The sequence below is a fragment of the Streptomyces sp. rh34 genome, from assembly GCF_002551245.1.
Lineage (GTDB): Bacteria > Actinomycetota > Actinomycetes > Streptomycetales > Streptomycetaceae > Streptomyces.
Genome location: NZ_NTGZ01000052.1, coordinates 13,921 through 33,657, shown reverse-complemented (window position 1 = coordinate 33,657; position 19,737 = coordinate 13,921). Strand labels below are relative to the sequence as shown.

The 19,737-nt window shown below is 69.2% G+C and carries 18 protein-coding genes and 2 pseudogenes; 11 read left to right on the top strand and 9 right to left on the bottom strand.

Annotated features, from left to right (window positions below):
* Positions 1 to 350: 350 nt before the first annotated feature.
* On the bottom strand, positions 351 to 626 hold the full coding sequence (locus CR470_RS12940) for a hypothetical protein (protein WP_097867744.1): 276 nt from the start codon (positions 624 to 626) through the stop codon (positions 351 to 353).
* A 275-nt stretch (positions 627 to 901) separates the two neighbouring features.
* Between CR470_RS12940 and CR470_RS12935 the strand changes: the two genes are divergently transcribed.
* The 5 genes from CR470_RS12935 (at position 902) to CR470_RS12915 (ending at position 4,901) form a co-directional block, all read left to right on the top strand.
* On the top strand, positions 902 to 2,023 hold the full coding sequence (locus tag CR470_RS12935; RefSeq protein ID WP_097867733.1) for a hypothetical protein: 1,122 nt from the start codon (positions 902 to 904) through the stop codon (positions 2,021 to 2,023).
* Between the two features lie 263 nt (positions 2,024 to 2,286).
* A complete protein-coding gene (locus CR470_RS12930) occupies positions 2,287 to 2,745 on the top strand; it encodes a hypothetical protein (RefSeq protein WP_097867743.1) in 459 nt (152 codons plus the stop codon).
* A gap of 249 nt (positions 2,746 to 2,994) precedes the next feature.
* Entirely contained in the window at positions 2,995 to 3,666 is a 672-nt protein-coding gene (locus CR470_RS12925) for an HNH endonuclease family protein (RefSeq protein ID WP_179892237.1), read from the top strand.
* 169 nt (positions 3,667 to 3,835) lie between these two features.
* On the top strand, positions 3,836 to 4,093 hold the full coding sequence (locus CR470_RS12920; RefSeq protein ID WP_097867731.1) for a hypothetical protein: 258 nt from the start codon (positions 3,836 to 3,838) through the stop codon (positions 4,091 to 4,093).
* Positions 4,094 to 4,283: 190 nt separating this feature from the next.
* Entirely contained in the window at positions 4,284 to 4,901 is a 618-nt protein-coding gene (locus CR470_RS12915; protein ID WP_097867730.1) for a hypothetical protein, read from the top strand.
* A 156-nt stretch (positions 4,902 to 5,057) separates the two neighbouring features.
* Here CR470_RS12915 and CR470_RS12910 read toward each other — a convergent pair whose 3' ends face one another.
* Positions 5,058 to 7,670 (bottom strand): hypothetical protein, encoded by a 2,613-nt coding sequence (locus CR470_RS12910; protein WP_373561408.1) that lies wholly within the window; start codon positions 7,668 to 7,670, stop codon positions 5,058 to 5,060.
* Between the two features lie 81 nt (positions 7,671 to 7,751).
* On the opposite strand from CR470_RS12910, the gene CR470_RS12905 reads away from it, so the two are divergent.
* Positions 7,752 to 8,069, top strand: a complete 318-nt coding sequence (locus tag CR470_RS12905) for a hypothetical protein (protein ID WP_257138613.1) — start codon at positions 7,752 to 7,754, stop codon at positions 8,067 to 8,069.
* Positions 8,070 to 8,139: 70 nt separating this feature from the next.
* On the opposite strand, the gene CR470_RS12900 is transcribed toward CR470_RS12905, so the two are convergent.
* Positions 8,140 to 9,861: an IS1182 family transposase gene (locus CR470_RS12900; RefSeq protein ID WP_257138611.1), complete on the bottom strand. Its 1,722-nt coding sequence runs from the start codon at positions 9,859 to 9,861 to the stop codon at positions 8,140 to 8,142.
* Between the two features lie 129 nt (positions 9,862 to 9,990).
* Positions 9,991 to 10,386, bottom strand: a complete 396-nt coding sequence (locus tag CR470_RS12895; protein WP_373561407.1) for a recombinase family protein — start codon at positions 10,384 to 10,386, stop codon at positions 9,991 to 9,993.
* A 142-nt stretch (positions 10,387 to 10,528) separates the two neighbouring features.
* Between CR470_RS12895 and CR470_RS12890 the strand changes: the two genes are divergently transcribed.
* Positions 10,529 to 11,194, top strand: a complete 666-nt coding sequence (locus tag CR470_RS12890; protein ID WP_097867728.1) for an ArsR/SmtB family transcription factor — start codon at positions 10,529 to 10,531, stop codon at positions 11,192 to 11,194.
* Positions 11,191 to 12,528, top strand: coding sequence for an MFS transporter (locus tag CR470_RS12885; protein ID WP_097867727.1), 1,338 nt, complete (start codon positions 11,191 to 11,193; stop codon positions 12,526 to 12,528). Before CR470_RS12890 ends, CR470_RS12885 begins: the two co-directional genes overlap by 4 nt.
* A 266-nt stretch (positions 12,529 to 12,794) precedes the next feature.
* On the opposite strand, the gene CR470_RS12880 is transcribed toward CR470_RS12885, so the two are convergent.
* Complete coding sequence (locus CR470_RS12880) at positions 12,795 to 13,550, bottom strand: nucleotidyltransferase domain-containing protein (protein ID WP_257138608.1); 756 nt, start codon at positions 13,548 to 13,550, stop codon at positions 12,795 to 12,797.
* 64 nt (positions 13,551 to 13,614) lie between these two features.
* Positions 13,615 to 13,832, bottom strand: a pseudogene (locus CR470_RS38740) (IS5-like element IS4811 family transposase); the annotation flags it as partial.
* Positions 13,833 to 13,953: 121 nt separating this feature from the next.
* Here CR470_RS38740 and CR470_RS12870 point away from each other — a divergent pair.
* Positions 13,954 to 14,307 carry a hypothetical protein gene (locus CR470_RS12870; protein ID WP_097867738.1) on the top strand — a complete coding sequence of 118 codons (354 nt, stop codon included), beginning with the start codon at positions 13,954 to 13,956 and terminating at the stop codon, positions 14,305 to 14,307.
* Positions 14,308 to 14,377: 70 nt separating this feature from the next.
* Here the strand turns inward: CR470_RS12870 and CR470_RS12865 are convergent, their stop codons facing one another.
* Positions 14,378 to 15,310 (bottom strand): ATP-dependent DNA ligase, encoded by a 933-nt coding sequence (locus tag CR470_RS12865; RefSeq protein WP_097867726.1) that lies wholly within the window; start codon positions 15,308 to 15,310, stop codon positions 14,378 to 14,380.
* A 34-nt stretch (positions 15,311 to 15,344) separates the two neighbouring features.
* Positions 15,345 to 16,310: a non-homologous end joining protein Ku gene (gene ku / locus CR470_RS12860; RefSeq protein WP_097867725.1), complete on the bottom strand. Its 966-nt coding sequence runs from the start codon at positions 16,308 to 16,310 to the stop codon at positions 15,345 to 15,347.
* A gap of 1,221 nt (positions 16,311 to 17,531) precedes the next feature.
* Here ku and CR470_RS12850 point away from each other — a divergent pair.
* On the top strand, positions 17,532 to 18,713 hold the full coding sequence (locus CR470_RS12850; protein ID WP_097867723.1) for an IS110 family transposase: 1,182 nt from the start codon (positions 17,532 to 17,534) through the stop codon (positions 18,711 to 18,713).
* Positions 18,714 to 18,728: 15 nt separating this feature from the next.
* On the opposite strand, the pseudogene CR470_RS12845 reads toward CR470_RS12850, so the two are convergent.
* Positions 18,729 to 19,382: pseudogene (locus CR470_RS12845) on the bottom strand (transposase family protein); the annotation flags it as partial.
* Positions 19,383 to 19,446: 64 nt separating this feature from the next.
* Here CR470_RS12845 and CR470_RS12840 point away from each other — a divergent pair.
* Positions 19,447 to 19,692, top strand: coding sequence for a hypothetical protein (locus tag CR470_RS12840; protein WP_097867722.1), 246 nt, complete (start codon positions 19,447 to 19,449; stop codon positions 19,690 to 19,692).
* Positions 19,693 to 19,737 lie beyond the last annotated feature (45 nt).

Below are 19,737 nucleotides of genomic sequence, written 5' to 3'. Positions count from 1 at the left end.
GAGCACATGTTCAGACGAAGGCCGCTTCCGCGTACGGCGGTTCCCGAACCGAGTGATCAAGTACGACACACCGTTCGACATCGCACGTTAAAGATCAAGTTAGTGCGGACGTGGGCGGTGACGAGTCCGCCCGCTCGCCTATGACGAGACGACCTCCCCGGCCTTCACACACTCGCCGCAGGCATCGACCGTGACCGTGATGCCGTCATCGCCGGCCTCACCCTGCCCTGAAGCTCAGGCGTCGTCGAAGGCCACGTCAACCGAATGAAGATGCTCAAACGCCAGATGTTCAGCCGGGCCGGTATCGCCCTTCTCCGCAAACGCGTCCTGTTCTACTCGTAAAGCACAGGTCAGACCCCATCCTCAAGGAGCCCGAAGCCCTCTGGGAACCCTTCCAGGAACTCCCGCCGTGCCGGGTCGGACTCGGCTTCGGCCATGGCCTCAAGCAGTTCGATCAACTCGTTCCGCTGGTCGCTCGACAGCTTGCTGACCAGGTGAGCGACGCCCTCCATGACCTTGACGGCGTCGTCCGGATCCATCTGCTCGTCTTCAGCGCTCTCGACGAACCACAGAACATCGACCAAAGCCTCGGCCAAGGCGTGAGTCAGAGACGAGTGCAGGGGCATCAAGGCGGACTCCCAGCAGGTCAAGGCAGCAAAGTCCGGCCATCCCACCACACACCACTGACATCACACTCAGTGAGCCCTCCACGGACAGTGAGCCAGAACCCGAGAACGAGCAGCAGATATTCATTACTTTGGGAGGCGCCTCGTACACCGAGGATTCGAACGGTGACGTCACACACCGTGGCGTTTCACGGCCTCGCCCAGCGGAGGGGAAACACGTTGGCCGGTCTGTCGCTGAGCTGCGACGATGCCCCTGTTTCCCTTACGGAGGACGTTTGTTCGTTTTCGTGTGTGCTGGCTGTGGTGCCAGGCTGACCACCCCGTTGTCCCAGGTTGCGTTGCCGGTCCATGCTCATCAGAAGTACGGGAACGGGGTGCAGCTCCCAGTACTCATGGAGTCCGGCACGTTCGCCGTGGATCCGGAGCCCTGGGGGCCACCGTGGCGGAGGTGGGAGGAGATCCGTCCGGACGAGGCTGCCGCCCGCGGTGTTTACGCGCCGGTGTACGCCCTCTCCGACGGCGCGCCTGGCGCGATTGTCATCGCGCCAGGCGACGCCCACGGCACGGTGCTGATTCCGGAAAAACGCGGAGGCGGCTACTGCTGCGGCCTCGACGGGGCCGACGGCCCCAACGTGGCCTGCGCGGAGTGTGCCCTGTCCGTGGCGAGCCGGATCGACGACTGCTCACTCTGGCAGGCGATGTGGCTCGCCCCGAAGGCCGTACGCCGCATTCCCATCGATGGCGCTGACGCCGCGCCGCTTTCCTGGGCGGAGCTGATGGCGGAAGGGAAGGGCACGCCCCCGTTTGAGCCGATCGCCGCATGGGGGTCGCGGATGGCGGCGGGCCACTGGTCGAACTACTGGTGGTCGTGGAGCCCGCAGTGGGAGGCCGCGGCGGGCCAGGCGCTCGCCCACCTGCTGGCGGCCTCGGAGGGCCAACCAGTGATCGTCCCGGGCGGCCTGGTCGGGCAGGTGTTCCAACGCGCGCTCGACGCCCTGCTGCCTGCGGGCCCGCAGGCACGGTGCGCCGCCCTGGCAGGACCGGCACTGCCCGCTCCGAGCCCAGACGCCTCCATCCTGCTCGTGCCGTCCCATCCTCAGACGGGGAAGACCTGGGCCCCAGTCGACCCGCCGCCGTACCTGGTGCCGCTGCCGTTCGGAGTGTGGCTGTGGCTGGCCTTCCCCCGACCGGACCTACCCGTCCCCGCGTCGGGTGCCCTACCCGCCGGCACCCTCCATGACGACTTCGATCCACCCGCGCTACACCCCCGGCACCTGTTCCGGGCGGATTCGGAAGTGCTCCAGCGGACCCTGATCCGGTTGCCGAGCATCCGTAGCCCGTGGCTGAGTGAGATCTTCAAGAACCTCACACACCACGTGCGCGCTGGCCTCTTCTAGCCGACTGCCGACGGGCTGCTGCTCACTCTCCGGAACTGCCGCAGTCGAACAGTTCCAGGAACTGGTGCCTCCCGAAGTGGTGAATATCTGCTGCTTGTCTCGTGGACAAGGCCAGGCAGGGACCCGCCGCCGGGTAGTCACCACGCAGCTCTCAGTGGCGTCCGCCGCCGCTCCGCCGCGAGAAGGCCCAGCGCACTTCAGCCGCGGAGGAGGTGCTCGGAACCCTGTTGCCCTGGCGTCCGCAGGACGGGCACGCTTTCGGCATGCGATTCCCCGCCGAAGCCCGCCGCGACGTCCACGTACGCTACGCCCGGCCGAGCTGCATGGGCGGCTTCGCGTGGTTCACCGTGGATTTCGAGCCGCTCCCCGACGGGCGGCTCGGCTTCGATTTCGTCAACCCGCTCGGCCCCGACGACATCGACGCGGAGTGCGCGCAGGAGGTGAGGAACGGGGTACTCCTGTGGCTGATCGGAACAGAACGCAAAGACCTCTGCTCCGTCCACTGCCCGCAGCTCCCCACCGTGAAGGAACTCGGTGCGGGAGTACCTGTCCGCCCGGACGCCGGCCCGGGGCTCATCGCCCTGCGCGCGGTACTCCGGCACTCACGCGTGCACCCCGTCGACTCCCTGCCCCTGACCCACCGGTGCGCCGGATGGCACGCCGCAGACAAGAGCTGGCGGGACGTGGAGGTGGCCGACGAACCGGTGGACCGTGCGTCGTAGAGCCGTGCGGTCGACCGGGTAGCCGCGAGGTCGCTCCGGCCCACGCCGACCTCACCATCCCCCCACCGCGGTGCGCCCTCCGAGGGGGTGGAGTTCAAAGGAGACGGCGCTTCAGCGAGCGGCCGGACTGGCTGTGGCGCCATGCGGCGGGGGAGGGGAAGCGTTCCTGCGGTGAATCTTCTCCCCCGCGCGGGTGACAGCCGGGGTCCCGGGCTTCGCGGCGGGCCGGGGTGCCGGTAGAACGCGGTGGTGATCAAGAACTTTGTGCGCGGTTTCAGCGTACTTTCCCTTGCCCTTGCGCCCCTTCTCTCCGCTCCCGCCGTTCAGGCCGCTCCGGCTGCTGAGGTGACGACCTTGGCCGACGCAGTCGGCCTGGTACAGGTCACCGAAGAGGACCGCACCGGCTACACCCGCTCGTCCTTCAAGCACTGGAACTCCGGCGACAACTCCACCGACGGGTGCAACACGAGGGCCGAGGTCCTCATCGCCGAAGCGGTCGTCGCACCGACCGTGGGGGCCGGCTGCAAGCTGACCGGGGGAACCTGGACGAGCTATTACGACGGTCAGGAGGTCACCAGTGCCGGGTCCCTGGACATCGACCACATGGTGCCGCTCGCCGAATCGTGGGATTCCGGTGCCTACGGCTGGACTGCGGAGCGGCGGGAGGCGTACGCGAACGACCAGGGGGCGGATGTCTCGCTCGTCGCGGTGACGGCCCGCAGCAACCGGCAGAAGTCCGACCAGGACCCGGCCGACTGGATGCCGCCGTCCCCGGACGCCCAGTGCCGGTACGTCGCGGAGTGGGTGTCGACCAAGCTCCGCTGGCAGCTCACCGCGGACGACCGCGAGCTCGAAGCTCTGAAGGTCTACGCCGACGGCCCGTGCGAGAACACCATCGTTCGCTACACCCCCGCCGCCTGACCCGCCCGCACACGAGAATGCCCGTTCCGCCGGGCCGCCCCTCGGGTCGGCGGAGCGGCGCTCCGGCCCGGCACCGTCCGGCCGGGCGGGCGGGATTGTCAGTCCCCGCTCGTACCGTCGAAGACCGGTGCCGGAGTGGCCGGGGCCGGTGAGCGAGCGGAGCGGGCACATGGGCGAGATCAACGTGAGCAGCCGGGATCTCGGGCGGCTCCTCGCCGACAGCACCGGCGCCCCGGCGCGCCCGTACCAGGAGGCATTCGCCGAGCTGGCCGACACCTACGGAGGCAAGCCCGTCCCGGAGATCCTGCCGCTGCTGCGCCGGGCCTCGGACGAGGCGCTGCTCGGGTTCACCGACGCGGATCTGCGGGAGCAGGCGGAGGCGATCCGGTCCCGCGCACGGTACGTGCTGCGAGTCCGCGTCACGTAGAGGCCCAGGCGACGGGGTGCGGGGGAGTGGTGGCCCGTCCGGTCGACGTGCGATCCGGAGGGCTCCGCCTTCCACCCTGCACCCTCCCGTCTGCCGGAGCGCCCGGCGACATGCCGGACGTCCCTGCACTGGCCGGTCAGCCGCCGGGCCCGTACGCGACGTGCCGTGCCCCCCTTCCTATGCTGCGTCCATGGGTATGGACCTCACGGTGTTCATGGCGGACTGGGGGCAGTTAAGTGTTATCCCTGTCGAGAGCCGGATCGGACGGCTTGAGGACATGGCGTGGCCGGGCGAGTTCGGCGACGTGTACGACGGCGGGCCCGAGCAGTCCCACGGCTGGCTCTGGCCTCCTGGACAAGCACCGGCGTGGTGCGCCGTGTACAGCTTCCTCACCACCACCGGCGCCCACATGCCGCATGTCCGCGCGGGCGCCACATGGGCTGACATACGGCCGCTCGTCGGCGCGCCCGTGCGTGAGGTGATGGACAGCTTCCTCGGAGGTCTGATCTGGAACGCGGACCAGGTCGATGCTCCGGCGGCGGCCAGCGGAGTCTTCCCGCTCGCCGCCGACCGCTGGCGCCCGCATGTTCTTCTGGTCTGCCTGCCGGAGGCGGTGGCGGGCAAGGCCCGGGCCTGGGAGCGGGTGGAGCCGTGCCTGGAGGAGTTGAGTGGCCCGTTCGCGGCCGAGTGCGATGGCTGGGCGGGCCGTCCGGACACCTTCGAGGACTTCGTTGCCCTTCTGCGTGAATGGGGCGCAGTGGTCACGGAGACTGCTCGCCGCGGCTGGGGCCTGGTGGGGCTGCCCTAAGTAGGTATTTTTCAACCTGCCGAGATCCCGTGATCGCTGGCATCGGTGGCTCTGACGTTGGTGTTCAAGGTGGGTGCCGGTAAGAACGCTGTCACCGATCCTGCTGGCTTATTCCGTACCCAGCAGGATCGTCACCAGCCGCAAACGGCGGCATCCCTACGACGGGCGTGGCGGGACGTGTTCCCTCAGTCCAACGGACCCGGACGGTTCCCATGGGGATGTCGGTGTGCCGTCCGGGTCCAGGCCGTACGGCCACAGCCTGTTGAAGATGTCCGACGGTTCCCCCAGGTTGGTCAGGGCGTCGGGGTCGCCGTGGTCGGCGGCCTGCCGGTAGAGGGTTTCAGCACCGTCCCGGTCCCCGGCCTCCTCCCGCATCACGGCCAGGTTGGTCAGGGCGCCGTGGTCGCCGAGGTCGGCGGCCTGCCAGTAGAGGGTTTCAGCACCGTCCCGGTCCCCGCCCATCTCCAGCAACGTGGCCAGGCGGGTCAGGGCGTAGGTGTCGCCGTGGTCGGCGACCTGCCGGGCGAGGGTTTCGGCGCCGTCCCGGTCCCCAGCCATCCCCCGCGCCATCACCAGGAGGGCCAGGGCGTGGGAGTCGCCGAGGTCGGCGGCCTGCCGGGCGAGGGTTTCGGCGCCCTCCCGGTCCCCAGCCGCCTCCCGCATCTCGGCCAGGCGGGCCAGGGCGACGGTGTCGCCGTGGTCGGCGGCCTGCCGGTAGAGGGTTTCAGCGCCCTCCCAGTCCCCGGCCTTCTCCCGCATCACCGCCAGGTGGCGCAGGGCGTTGGTGTCGCCGTGGTCGACGGCCTGCCAGTAGAGGGTTTCGGCGCCCTCCCGGTCCCCAGCCTTCCGCATCACGGCCAGGTGGATCAGGGGGTAGGTGTCGCCGTGGTCGGCGGCCTGCCGGGTGAAGGTTTCGGCGCCCTCCCGGTCCCCAGCCGCCTCCCGCATCTCGGCCAGGAGGGCCAGGGCGTTGGTGCCGCCGTGGTCGGCGGCCTGCCGGGTGAAGGTTTCGGCGCCCTCCCGGTCCCCAGCCGCCTCCCGCATCTCGGCCAGGTGGATCAGGGCGTCGGGGTCGCCGTGGTCGGCGGCCTGCCGGTAGAGGGTTTCGGCGCCCTCCCGGTCCCCAGCCGCCTCCCGCATCTCGGCCAGGCGGGTCAGGACTCCGGGGTCGCCGTGGTCGGCGGCCTGCCGGTAGAGGGTTTCAGCGCCCTCCCAGTCCTCAGCCGCCTCCCGCATCTCGGCCAGGAGGTACAGGGCAAAGGTGTTGCCGTGGTCGGCGGCCTGCCGGGCAAGGGGTTCAGCGCCGTCCCAGTCCCCAGCCTCCACCCGCGCCTTGGCCAGCTCGGTCAGGGCCTCGGGGTCACCGTGGTCAGCTGCGCGTTGGAAGAGGTGGTGGCTCCATTGCAGGCGATGTCGGCCTTTGGCTGCTTTGGCGAGGTTGTTCAGGTCGTCGGGGTGAGTGAGGTGGGTGTGTGCGGCATGCCAGAAGGATGCGGGTGGGCATAGGTGGCGGCGGGTGGTGCGGCCGTGTTGTTCGAGGTAGTCGGCGAGCAGGAACACCGGGCCCGCGGAGGTCGGCGGTGTGGTGCCGGCGTCGGTGGTGGGGGTGGGCGGGCGTCGTGTGGGTCGGGGTGTGGTGCGGCGCAGGGGTGCTTGCTTGCCGTGGACTTGTTCGGCGAGTTCGGCGTAGGCCTTTTCCGCCCAGTCGTCGGTGAGCAAGTCGTAGTCGTGGTCGCTGAGGTAATCGGGGGCGGCGTCAGTCAGGAAAGCCTGGGGGAGGTGGAGCCCTGTGCCGAGCCGGCGGGCGTCCATCGCCGCTTCCAGAAGTGCGCGGGAGGCGGCCTGCCGAGGCTGTTCGTAGCGGCGCAGGAGTTCGGGAGCTCCGGCCAGGTCCTGGGTGATCCGCCCGCCGTTGCGGCTGCGAGTGAGAGCATCGGCCAGCAGGGTGTCGCCCTGCTCGGCAAGGGCTGTCGCGGTGGCCAGGGCCGCGGAGTCGAACGTGTCGGGGACGCTCACGGTGTGTCCGGCCATCAGTTCCCGCGCCAGGCTGTACGGATCGTCCTCGCCCGGTGTGGGCGGGGTGGCGTAGTCGTGTGCATACTCGGGCCACAGCGTGCCCAGGACCAGGACCGGACCGCGTTCCTCGTCGAGCAGCAGCTGGCGCACCGCCGCCGCGATCCGCTCGCCGAACTTCCGGTTGCCGAGGTAGTGCTGTGCCTCGTTCAGCCACACCACCGTCTGAGGCCCGACGCGGTGCAGGTCCTCAAGGGCGGCTTCGGCGCGGGTCGGATCGAAGGGATGCCATAGCCGCCAGGCCTTCTCGGCGAGCGGCTGCACGGCCTCCCAGCACGCCCGGGTCTTACCCGTCGAGGAGGCCCCGACCAGGACCACGATTTGGCTGCGGCCCGTGGCGGCCGCGGTAACCGCGGCCGCCAGTACCTGGTCATGCTCGCGCCGCGCATACCCCGGCAGTGCCCGCACGCCGTCGGCGTCCGACGGGCTCTTGCCGGGTCCGGCGGGGTGGACTTCCAGTTCGTGCGGATCCCACTGCCCGATCGGCCGGCCCGGCCCCGACACGTCGGCGGACGCGGTGCCTGTCTCCCCGGCCGCGGTCCGCCGCAACTCCAGCAGCGCCTCCCCCGGCAACTTCAGCACGTTGGCCAGGGCTGTCACCGTGTCTACCGACGGCACCCCGTGGTTGGGCAAGAGTGCCTTCGACACCGTCGTGCGCCCCAGACCCGCCATCCCGGCAAGTTGCGTCTTACTCATGCGGGCACGGGCCCGCCCCTCATCCAGCCTTGAGCACAGCTCGGACAGTGCGGAACGTCGACGGTCCGGATCATCGAGCATGTGAACGACCCCTTGATGGTGTGTGTGCCCGTGTTCATCTTCGTTCCGGTGAACCATGGCGCACAGCGGTTCCGCGAACTTGGTCCCTGTCAACACCCCACCGTGTCCAGGGAGTCTGCCGTGACCGTCGCTGTTGTCCTTCTCACCATCGCTGTCGTTCTCCTTGTCGCTCTACTGTCCGCCGTCGGCGCCGGCACGCTCGCCCGGATCGACGGCGCTACCTGGCCAACAGCCTGCGCCCGCGCTGCCGGCACCTTCGCCGCCGTCCTCGCCCTAGCCGCCGCCATCACCGCAGCCCTCTCCCCCCTCTTCACCTGACGGCCAGCACTCCCACGTCTCCGAAGGCCGATCATTTGCGGCCGGTGGCGATCCTGCCGGCTCTATTCGGTCACGCGGCGAGGGAGAGGTCGAGGCGGGCAAGGTGGCTGGCACGGGTGCGGTCGAGCGGGTGACCGTTCCACCAGGCATCGAGGCGGATGAGGTTGAGCGCAGCGGCGGAGAGAACGTGTTCCAGGTGGGTCTTCTGGAGGCCGAGGTAGCGGGCACGTCTCATCCCGGTGACTGCGACGGCCTGGTGGATGGTTCCCTCGACGCCCGCGCGGGTTGCGTACTTGGCTCGCCACTGCTCGTCGTCCTGCTGGAGGCGGGCATGGTCGAGGACTTCTTGCACCTCGCGGGGTTGCAGGGAGAGGGTTCGGCCGCCGGTCTTCGAGCGGGTGCACTGATCGCGCACCGGGCAGGGGCGACATGTTTCCTTGTCGAACTTGATGACGATGGCCTTGGTCCCGCGCTGGGTCGCGGGACTCCACCAGGTACTGGTGTCCCCGCGTGGGCAGGTGGCCTGCCGCTTCTCCCAGTCGATGGTGAACGCGGTGCGGTCGAAACCGGCGCCGGCACGCGCCTGGAATGAGCTGTTCATGAGGACCGGAGTGACCAGGGTGACCCCGAAGGTCTTCTTCACCCCCACGATCAACTCGGCGGAGGCATAACCGGAATCGAGGAAGTGCTCGGCGGGCAGAAGACCACGGCCGGCGAGCATGTGATGGACCGGTTCGGTCATTTCCGCGTCGGTCACTGTGGCGTCGGTGGTCGCGATGCCGGTGATCAGGCGCGGCGGCGTTCCGTCGCCTCCAGGGATCGTCGCCTGGCCGGCGGGCGCGTCGTGGTCATCAGTTTCGTCGCAGGACTCGCTGATGTGGACCTTGTAGCCGGTCCACCAGGAGCCCTGCTTGAGGCCGTAGCGCGCGTCCGTGTCGTACGGGGAGGCCAGCCGCAGTCTGCCGGGCGGGAGGTCTTTGCTCTCCCGCCGTTTCACCTCCGCCCCGGTCTCGGTCACGGTGCGGTGGTAGTTCTGCACCCACATCGTGCGCAGGACCTGCACCGCCGGGAGTTCGCGCAGCCAGATCGGCGCTTCAGGGGCGTGCACCATCTCCAGCAGCGCGAACCCGTCCCGGCCGTATGCCAGGGTCATCTCTTCGCGCTTGCTCGTGGAAGCCGGCGGATGCCAGGAGTGAATCCGCGGACCGTAGCGCTCGGCCCATTCCCGCACGGGCACCGCCTCGGCCAGCCAGTCCGGTGCCGCGCAGGCCAGCGTCTCCAGCGCGGCCCGCAGCGTCTCCCCGGCCAGCTCCAGCCTGTTCAGATCGCGTACTGCCGCCAGTACGCGGGTGGAGTCAGTACGCTGCCTGCCACCGGCCTTCACCAGGCCCCGGTCCTTGAGCGCGGTCAGCAGCAGGTCGAGCACCTTCTCCTCCATCCCGTGCTCGACCAGTCGCGTGCGGAACTCGGACAGCACCGAGGCGTCGAACCCGGGATCATCCAGCTCCAGGCCGAGCGCGTACTTCAGGTCCATGCCGTACCGCACCCGGTGCGCTGCCGCCCGGTCAGTGAGGTTCTCGGCGAACTGCAACACCGTCACCAGTGCGAGCTGGCCCGGTGACCAGCCTGGCCGTCCTCTGGCTTCGAACGCCTCGGCGAACTCGGTGTCCGAGAACAACTCTCCCAGCTCGTCACGGACCCGCATCGCCAACGGGTACGGGCCCCGTGCCGCCACCGCCCGCGCCACCTGCGCGGTCAGCTCGGGCACCTTCGGCCACGGCCTCGGCTGCATCGACATTTCCACACCCCACCCGCGACCGGGAACGTCAAGACGGCCGCTGCTGTCCTGCCCAACGAGCCGTCAGACCTGCTGGGTACGGAATAAGCCAGCAGGATCGTCACCAGCCGCAAACGGCAGTGATCAGTCCTCGGACCTGGCGGGTTGGGGCAGTTCCGGCGTGCCCGTCGCCTCAGCGAGTGCGAGGCGACCGCCCTTCAGCTCGGGCACGTAGTTGTAGATGGTGTTGCGGGAAACGCCGAGGAGCTTGGCGATCGAGGTGACGGTGTTCTCCGGGCGGGCGAGCAGGTCGCGGGCGTGACGTACCTGTTCCTCGGTCATCGCCGGCGGGCGGCCGAGTCGGGCGCCGCGGGCTCGGGCGGCATCCAGGCCCTCGTTGGTGTCCTGCACGATGAGTTCGCGGATGAACTCCGCCAGGGCCGCGAAGACGTGGAAGACCAGGCGCCCGCCGGGCGTGGTCGTGTCGAGCGCCTCGTGCAGCGAGGTGAAGCCGACGCCACGCTTGCGGAGGCCGGACACGATCGCGATGAGGTCCTGGCTGGAGCGGCCGAGCCGGTCCAGTGACGGGACAGCAGTGTCATCTTGCAGGCGAGCTGAAATGCAAAGACTTCTTCGCGAATACCTCTTCGCGAAGAACTCTTTGCGGTCTACCGTGTGGCGCATGGCTGATGCAGTGGAGAGGCCGGATGGCCTGAACGTTGAAGAGGACTCGGTTGTCCTGGATGCCAAGGGGCTGCGTGCCCTGGCGCATCCGGTGCGCGTGCAGTTGGTCGGGCTACTGCGGAAGTACGGCCCGTCGACGGCCACCCGCCTCGCGGAGCGGCTGGGCGTGAACTCCGGTACGGCCAGCTACCACCTCCGGCAGCTCGGCGCGGCCGGTTTCGTCGAGGAGGACACCGAACGCGGCAACGCGCGAGAGCGCTGGTGGCGTTCGGTACACCGAACGACCTGGTTCAACGATCCGGAGCTGGCCGAGCGAGAGCCCGAGGCCGCGCTGGCCTACCAGCAGTCCGTCGCCGCCATCTACACCCTGCGCACGCAGCAGACCCTGAACGAGCTTCAGACGATGCCCCGCGCATGGCAGAACACCTTCGACATGAGCGACTGGGCCTTGCGGCTCACGCCCGAGGAAGCCGCCGCCCTGTACCGGGAGCTGGCGGAAGTCGTCGCGCGCTACCGGCGGGACGCGCCGGAGACGGCGGCAAGTGCCCCCGAGGGAGCCGAACGGGTCGCCGTGATCACGCAGATCCTGCCCGAACTGGACGCGCCTGCCGCGTCGCCACCCCCTTCCGGCCCTCAGGAAGAGGAAGGAAACCGGACGTCATGACCGACGACGCCTCGGAGGCCCGCGGCATACCCGGCAAGAGGTCCTTACGGCCGCTGGGAGGGGTGCTGGCGGCCATGGCGGTGTCGCTGACCGGCACGCGCATCTCCGTTGTGGCACTGCCCTGGTTCGTCCTCGTCACCACCGGAAGCGCCACCCAGACCGGACTCGTCGCCTTCTGCGAGATGACTCCCTACGTGGTGGTCAAGGCGTTCACCGGACCGCTGGTGGACCGGATCGGACCGCGAGCCGTTTCCTGGACCACCGATCTGGCCAGCGCGACCGCCGCTGCTGCGGTGCCCCTGCTCCACGCCCTGGACCTGCTCTCCTTTCCCCTTCTTCTGGTTCTGGTTGCACTGATCGGCGCGGCCCGGGGCCCCGGCGACCTGGCCAAGGAGGTGATGGTCCCGGAGGCGGCTGAGCGCGGCCGAGTACCGCTGGAGCGCGCCACCGGTCTGTCCGGCGTGATCGAGCGGCTCGCCTCTACCGTCGGCCTGGCGATCGGCGGATCCCTGGTGGCGCTACTCGGCCCCCTGACCGCACTCGCCGTCAACGCGGGCTGCTTCGCCCTCGGATCGGTGATCATCAAACTCGCGCTGCCTCGCGGCATGGGGCACACGGCCGAGGAAGCCCCCTCGGCGGCCGGGAGGACGGAACCGGGTTACTGGCGGCGGTTCGGCGAGGGCTTCACCTTCCTGCGCGGCGAGCGGCTGCTGCTCACCGTCATCGTCATGGTGGGGATCACCAACCTGCTGGACGCGGCGATCACCTCGGTGCTCGTGCCCGTATGGGCCAGGGAGTCCGGCAACGGGCCGGCCGCGATCGGCCTGATGGGCAGCGCGATGGGAGCCGCGGGAGTCGGCGGGAGCCTGATCGCCGCGCTGGTTGCGCACAGGCTGCGGCGGCGGGTGGTAGTTCTCACCGGGTTCCTGCTGGCCGGGGCACCGAGGTTCCTGATCCTCGCCTTCGATGCCCCGCTGGGGGCAGTCCTGGCCGTCTTCGCGGTCACCGGGTTCGGCGCCGGCTTCGTCAACCCAGTGCTGGGGGCCATCCTCGTCGAACGGGTGCCGCGCCGGATGCTGGGCCGGGTCAACGCGCTCGGCGACTCGCTGGCCTGGGCCGGTATCCCACTCGGCGGGCTGCTCGCCGGGGCGGCGGTGACCGCTGCCGGACTTGTGCCGGTGCTGCTCACCTGCGGCGCCGCGTACTTCCTCACCACGAATCTGGCTGGGCTGCGGCCGGAATGGCGCGAGGAAGACCGTACGCGTGGGCGGGCCGTCATGCAGCAGCATTGCAAGGAAGACGCCTCACCAGACAGCGCGAACGCAGCGACCTGACGCTTACGGGAGGGGAGGCGGACCAGGCTTCCTTCTTCCTCCCACCGCTTCTTCTGACCTCGCTCGCACTTCACGCACGCTCAGCCGTCAACCCGAGCCTCCTCACCTTTGGCCCGACTGCCGATCGGTCGGACGAGGTGAGAACTTTTCAAGAATCCCGAAGTTACGTCACAAGGCCACGGGCCACACGAAGGAGGAAGAACTCACTGGCCACGGGGCCACGGACTCAACGGGGCTCAGGGGAACTCACGGATGTCGCACAGGTGTCAGGGGTCGACGTAGCCGTCGCGGAGAGGGCCGCCTGTCAGGCTCAGCACTCGCATAGCCGAGGCTGTCAGCGGTGTCGGGTCAGCGTGTCTGGCCAGGGTGAGGTGTCCGTCGAGTAGGTGTTGGCCGAGGTCGGGATCAGCCGCTTTCAGGCGCCTGGGCAGCCATTTTCCGGCGCCGCTCCACGCGCGATGGTGCGCGGTGAGCAAATGCGCCGCTTCGCGCAGGACTCGGTCTGCCACGGCCAGCTGTTCGTGAGGGTCGCTGTGGGGGCCGGTGTCAGTGAGGTCGTCCAAGAGGTCTGTGAGCAGGGCTCGCTGGGCATCGCACTCAGGCCCTGTCAGAGGATCCGGGCCTGCCGTCAACAGGGCTTTCGCTTCCTGGCGAAGCGCCTCGACATGACCGTCGTCATCGTGGAGAACGATGGAATCGGCGAAGAGAAAGAGTGCTGTCGCCCTGCGCGTTGTGCGGCTTTCCGCGAAGGCGGTTCGCAGGTCGGAGCGATTGTTGAGAAAGACCTCGGCCAAGCGGCCGTCATGGCGAAGTACCTCACGACGTCTCATGCCGTGATCAGGAAGAAGGACTGTGATGTCGAGGTCACTGCTGGGAGTGGACTGACCGCAGGCGGCGGAACCGCCCAGCACCGCACCGGTCGCTTCCGGATAGCGCGCGGATACGAGTCCGGCAGCCGCACGGACGTCTGCGTCTGCTTGGTCAGAACCGAGCCAGGGGCAGGGGTGCGGCTGGGCATTCATGGCCGTCATCGTGTCAGGTTGGTTCAGGGCCGCTTCGTCCAGCTGTCGGTGCGGGGTCTCTGCGGTCGCGCGCGTGCCGGCGAGCGTTCATCATCCCAGCGAGCGATCGTTCGACGACCCAGCGGCGGGGAAGGGCGACGAAGGCGGTGGTGTCCTTGGGCCGGGAGATCGTCTTGATCGTGAGGTTCAGATACTTCTTTGCCCAGGTGACGAGCTTTCCCGCGTAAGCACGGTCTGCCCGGACGAGGGTGATCTCGGGTGCGTCAGGCGGAGGCGGAAGAGCCGTGGCGGCTGCGTTCCGCAGGTGCGGTAGGCGGCCTGGGTGCTCCACCTGGATGACGGTGAGGGCTTCAGGGCGTGTACCACCCCCGTCCAGTATTCGAACAGGCGTATTATTCGTGGGGTGACCACGTTTGCCTTCCCCGACGACTTGCGCGCAGCTCAGAGCGCTTTGCACCGCACTCAATCCGAGTTCGAGCAGTACGCCCGGACTCTGCCCTGGTCGGCTGAACCGATGCCGGCGCGGGAGGCGGACAAGCAGCTCCATTCCGGCTATCGGCCCTCCAGGCCGGACAGCCCGGGCTACACCGAGGAACAGCATCGGCAGGTCGCGGCCTACCGTGAGCGGCTGCTGGAGCTCGGCGTCCGGGTGACCACCCATCCGTTCTGGAAAACCGTGGAGCCGGGCCTCGTCGTCGCCGCCCGCATCCAGCTGAAGCACGTGGACGACGAGCCGCCCGCGGACAAGGCGGCGTAGGACGGGTGCCCGCCCGAGCTCCGCCGGGCGGGACCGGGGCGCACTCGCCCGTCGCTCGTACCGCCCGCTGTCAGGTGAGGTCGTCGGGGGCGAGGTCGGGACGCAGTCGGTGCCAGGAGGGGTGGCGCAGGCGTCCGGTACGTGTGCGGGTCGAGTAGCGGACTTCGCCGACGAGCCGGGGGAGTACCCACCGCGCCCCGGCCACAAGCGGGACCTCGGCGAAGGGGCAGTGGTCGGCGGCCGCGATCCGCAGGAGCTTGGCGAGGTGGGCGCGTTCGGCCTCGCTCCACCCGGTACCGACGCTGCCCGCGTAGCGCAGCAGTCCCTCGCGCCGCTGCCCGACGAGAACCGCGCCGGGCAGGCCGTTCAGCCGGCCGCGCCCGGGGACCCATCCGCCGATCACGACGTCGGCGAGATGGTGAATCTTGATCTTCAGCCACGCCTTCGACCGCACCCCGGGCTCGTACCGGGACGTGAGCCGCTTCGCGAGCAGCCCTTCCAGCCCGGCATCCCGGGCCACCTCCCACGCCTGGGCGCCGTGCCCGACGATCGCCGCGGGCGTCGACCAGGCCGGTCCAGCCAGCCCGAGACCTTCCAGGAGCCCGCGCCGCTCCGTATACGCCAGGGCGGTCACGGGGCGGCTGTCGAGGTGTACGACGTCGAAGAGCATCAGGTGCGCGGGCACCCGAGCGGCCATGTACGCGGCCCTGGCGGGGGAGCCGGCGAGCCCCATGCGCTGCTGGAGCCGCTCGAAGTCGCTCCGTCCCTGGTCGTCGAGCGCGACGATCTCACCGTCCAGCACCGCCGGGCGGCCGCCGCAAGCGTCGGCGAGGGGGAGGAGCTCCGGGTAGGCGGCGGTGATGTCCGCGCCGGACCGTGAGCGGACGAGCACGGTCCCGTCTCCGGGCAGGTAGATCATGGCCCGCTGGCCGTCCTGCTTCACCTCGAACGCCCACCGGTCCTCAATTGCCGGCGGCGGCAGGACCCCGGGCGTCGCGAGCATCGGCTCGATCCTCGGCAGCGCCGCACCCACGGGGTCAGGAGGCACTGCGCTTCTTCGCCGCCGTCTTCTTCGTGGTCTTCTTCGCGGCTGTGGACGAGCGGCCGGTCGTCTTCTTCGCGGCCGCGGACTTCGAGGAGGCCGTCTTCTTCGCCGGGGCCTTGCGGGCGGTCTTCTTCGACGGGCGCATCTCGTGCACGGTCGCGTCCTCGCCGTGTTCGCCGCGCGATTCCTTCGCCGCCGCGACGGAGGCGTTCAGGGCGGCCATCAGGTCCACGACCTCGCCCTTCTCCTGCTTCCCGTCCTCTGCCGGGGCCGGGAGGGGCTTGCCCTCGGACTTCGCCGCGATGATGCCTTCCAGCGCCTCGCGGTACTCGTCGCGGAAACCGGACAGGTCCTCGATCGTCATCCGGTCGGCGAGCTGGAGGGCCTGTGCGATTTCGTCCTCGCCGACCTCGGCCTCCCGGGGGGCCAGGGACTCGGGGCTGCGGACCTCGTCGGGCCACTTCATCGAGTGCAGCACGATCGCCCCTTCCCGGACCCGCAGCAGGCCCAGGCGCTCCCGCCCGTGCCACGCGAACTTCGCCACCGCGACCTTCGAAGACCGCTCCAACGCCTTGCGCAGCAGCGCGTACGGCTTCGCGGCGACCTGCCCGTCGGCGGCCAGGTGGTAGGAGTCGCTGATCCGCACCGGATCGATGCTGTCGGCGTCGACGAACGCGGCGATCTCGATCGCCTTCGCCGTCGGCAACGGCATGGCGTCCAGTTCCTCGTCCGTCACCGGGACCGTCTGGTCCTTCGCGATCTCGTAGCCCTTGCCGATCTCGTCCTGGGAGACGACCTGGTCGTCGAGCTCGCAGACCTTCCGGGTCCGCACCCGGCCCATGTCCGCCAGGTGCACCCGGTGGAAGTGCACGTCGTGGTCCTCGGTCGCGGACACGACCCTCACCGGGATCGTGACCAACCCGAAGCTGATGGCCCCGGCCCACAACGGACGCGGCATTTTTACCTCCAGGACCCAGGACCCTGCGGAGTGCGAAGCGGACGAGCGTCGGGATGGGAGCGCCCGGGGCTGCTACCCGTACTTGTGATCCTCACGCTGGGGCGGACAACCCGCATCTTCACCGGCCCACCACCCCAGCTGCTCCGGGCTGATGAAGCCTCGCCGGACTCGCGTCGGGGTGAGGCGTCCGGGTGCAGCGGGCTTTTCAAGGTCGTCGGGCAGGAGGTAGCCGGCGTTGTCGTCGAGGCCATCGGGTTCGGCGCCGGTGGAGCGACGGGGCCCGAACAGGTTCTCCTTGTCGGGGCAACCGCGCGCCGCATATGCCATGGGCGGTTTCGTTGGTCAGGTGGTTGCACTGCACGTACCGATGAGATGAACGGAGAGCGGTTTCATGATGCGTCGTATCGCGATCACGCTGGCGGCTGTCGCCGCGGCCGGGTTCGTCGCCGCAGGCCCGGCTGCCGCGCACGGGACGAACGGCTGGGACGGCCCGGCCGGCGGCGGCCACGCGGGGATCGAGGGAGGCTGGGCCAGCGGCGAGTACCGCAACCTCGGCGGCCCGTACGNGGCCCGGCCGGCGGCGGCCACGCGGGGATCGAGGGAGGCTGGGCCAGCGGCGAGTACCGCAACCTCGGCGGCCCGTACGGAATCACCTACATCAAGGGCCAGAAGGCCTACTTCGACGCGGAGCGCGGCTACTTCGTCCGCTGACCCGGCAACCGGGCACACCCGGCTGCAGTTGTTCCAGAACGGGTGAGGGCCCGCGCCACCACGGTGCGGGCCCTCACCCGTGCCATCTAGGGTCTGTCCGGCCGATCATGTGGCTGGTCCTGTACCGGTCTGATCCGGGAGGTCGAGAGAGACACAAGGAAGCGTCGGGCCGGAGGATTCTTGGCGCGCTGGTCCTGGTAAAACAGTGAGCTTCTTCAGCGTTGCCACTCCAGGGTGAGAACGGCTTTGGCGATGACGGTCATGCGGTCCTACCTTGTTCGCGGGTTGGACGGGCCGTCGTAAGGTCCAGAGGCCCAGAGACACCGGGTATGGCTTTCATGCGGTTGCCCTCGATGGCTCCCCTAACCTGGCCGCCCGGTGTCTCACGACGACCCGGCCGCTGATTTAGGAGCTGCGAACGCCCGCGGGCGGATCGCTGAGTAGGACCACGCCGGCGAGGTCGTCCGGGGAGCAGAGCTTCATCGAACGACCGGAGGAACTGAGGCCCAGATCTGGGCGGGTACGGACATCGGCAAGACCCATCACCACTGTGTGGTCCTGAACACTGAGGGCGCACGACTGCTGTCGCGACGTGTCCTGAACGACGAGCCGGAGCTCCTGGCCCTGCTTTCCGATGTGCTGGCCCTCGACGAGGACGTGGTCTGGGCGGTCGATGTCGCCGACGGCATGGCCGCACTGTGGATCAGCGTGCTGCTCAACCACGGCCAGCACCTCGTCTACATACCCGGCCTGGCGGTCAATCGGGCTTCGGCCGGCTACCGGGGCACGGGCAAGACCGACGCCAAGGACGCCACGGTCATCGCCGACCAGGCCCGGATGCGTCGGGACCTGACGGTCCTGCGGCCGGACGACGAGCACGCCATCGAGTTGCGGGCCCTCACCAACCGCCGGAGCGACCTGAACGCCGACCGCACTCGCCGGATCAACCGCATTCGCGGTCAACTCACCGGAATATTCCCGACCATGGAACGAATCCTCGACCTTGGCAACGCAGGCCCGCTGATGCTGCTCAGCGGCTACCAGACCCCCGCCGCCCTACGCCGGACCGGCGGGAAACGGCTGGCGACCTGGCTGCGCAACCGCAAGGTCCGCACCCCCGAAGCCCTGGCCGAGGCAGCCCTCGAAGCGGCCGAGCGCCAGCACACCGCCGTCCCCGGGGAGAAGATCACCGCGCAGGTGATCCGCACCCTGGCCAAAGAGGTGATGAGCCTCAACGAGCAGATCGCGGAGATCGACAAGCTCATCACGGCCCGGTTTCGCGCCCACGAACTCGCCGAAGTGATCTCCAGCGTGCCTGGCATCGGCCCCCTGCTGGGCGCTGAGTTCCTCGCCGCCACCGCCGGTGACATGAGCCGCTACGGCACCGCCGACCGCCTGGCCAGCCTTGCCGGAGTCGCCCCGGTTCCCCAGGACTCCGGCAACATCAGCGGCAACCTTCACCGGCCCAGGCGCTACCACCGAGGGCTGCAGCGCGTCTTCTACACCTCCGCGCTCATCAGCATCCGCACCTGCGACGCGTCGCGCCGGTTCTACGAACGCAAACGCGCTGAAGGAAAACGGCACACCCAGTCCGTGCTCGCCTTGGCCCGCCGACGGGTGAACGTCTTGTGGGCCCTCATCCGTGACGGACAGTGCTACCAAAGCGACCTCCCCGTCACTGCCTCGACTTGACAACACCATTAGGAGGTTGGGGCTGCTGCGGGACCTGCGGAAGATGCGCCAGGACTTCAGGCGGGCGACGCCGCGTTCGACGGGCGCGTGCTGCGGCCAGGGCTCGGTTGCGGGTCTTCTCGGTGGTGGTGAGTTCCCGTAGGGGTCTGCGTTTGACGCCGGTGGTCAGCCACGGGCCGGCACCCTGGTAAGCGAGATCGGCCACGATCGGCACTCCCTGGCGCTCGCAGATCCGGATGATCCGATGGGTACGGGCGGCGGTCAGGTCGTGGGTGCGGCCCGGCAGGGCGGGCGAGAGCCACAGCAGCCGGCCGTCGGGATCGGTGAGGACCTGTACGTTCACGCCGTGGCGTCGGGCCTGTGGGAGTAGTCCGCCCGGCCGTCGCCGATCCGGTCGCATTCGGCGAGCGTCCCGTCGAGCAGGACAAAGTCGGGGTCGTGCTCACGCAGCATCTTCAGCAGGCCCGGTGCACGGGCGGCGAGCAGGTCCACGACCGCGGTGGTGTAAGCATGCGCGGTGGACTCGCTGATCCCGAACCCGGCAGCGATCTTCGCCAGAGTGGTGTGTTCGCGCAGGTACACCAGTGCCACCATCGCCACCGGGCATCCCGCCCCGCGATGCCCCGATCGGGGAACCCGCTGGAGCGTCGGGCGGCAGAGTTCCAAGATGCCGACCCGGTGCCCAGCAGCGACGGTGGATGAAGACCGTTTCCCTACGTCCCTTGGAAGATTCATGATCGTCAAGATGCTGCACGAGAAGGGCCTGAAGGCCGAGCACGCCTACACCGCGGCGTTCGCCTCGATCGGCCTGTCCGTCGTCTCCTGGTACGGATCGATGAAAGTCGAGCCAGCTGGCACCGCGCGGGCCGACCGGTGGGGCATCTTCGTCGGCGAGTGGGCACCCACCTTCTTCGCCCTCGGCCTTGCTCTGGCGAACTACGAACGCGACCACGACCTCCTCCACCCCATCACCCACTGACCCCTGCCCCCGGGAGCTGGAGTCCCGGCCGCAGTGCCGCCGCCT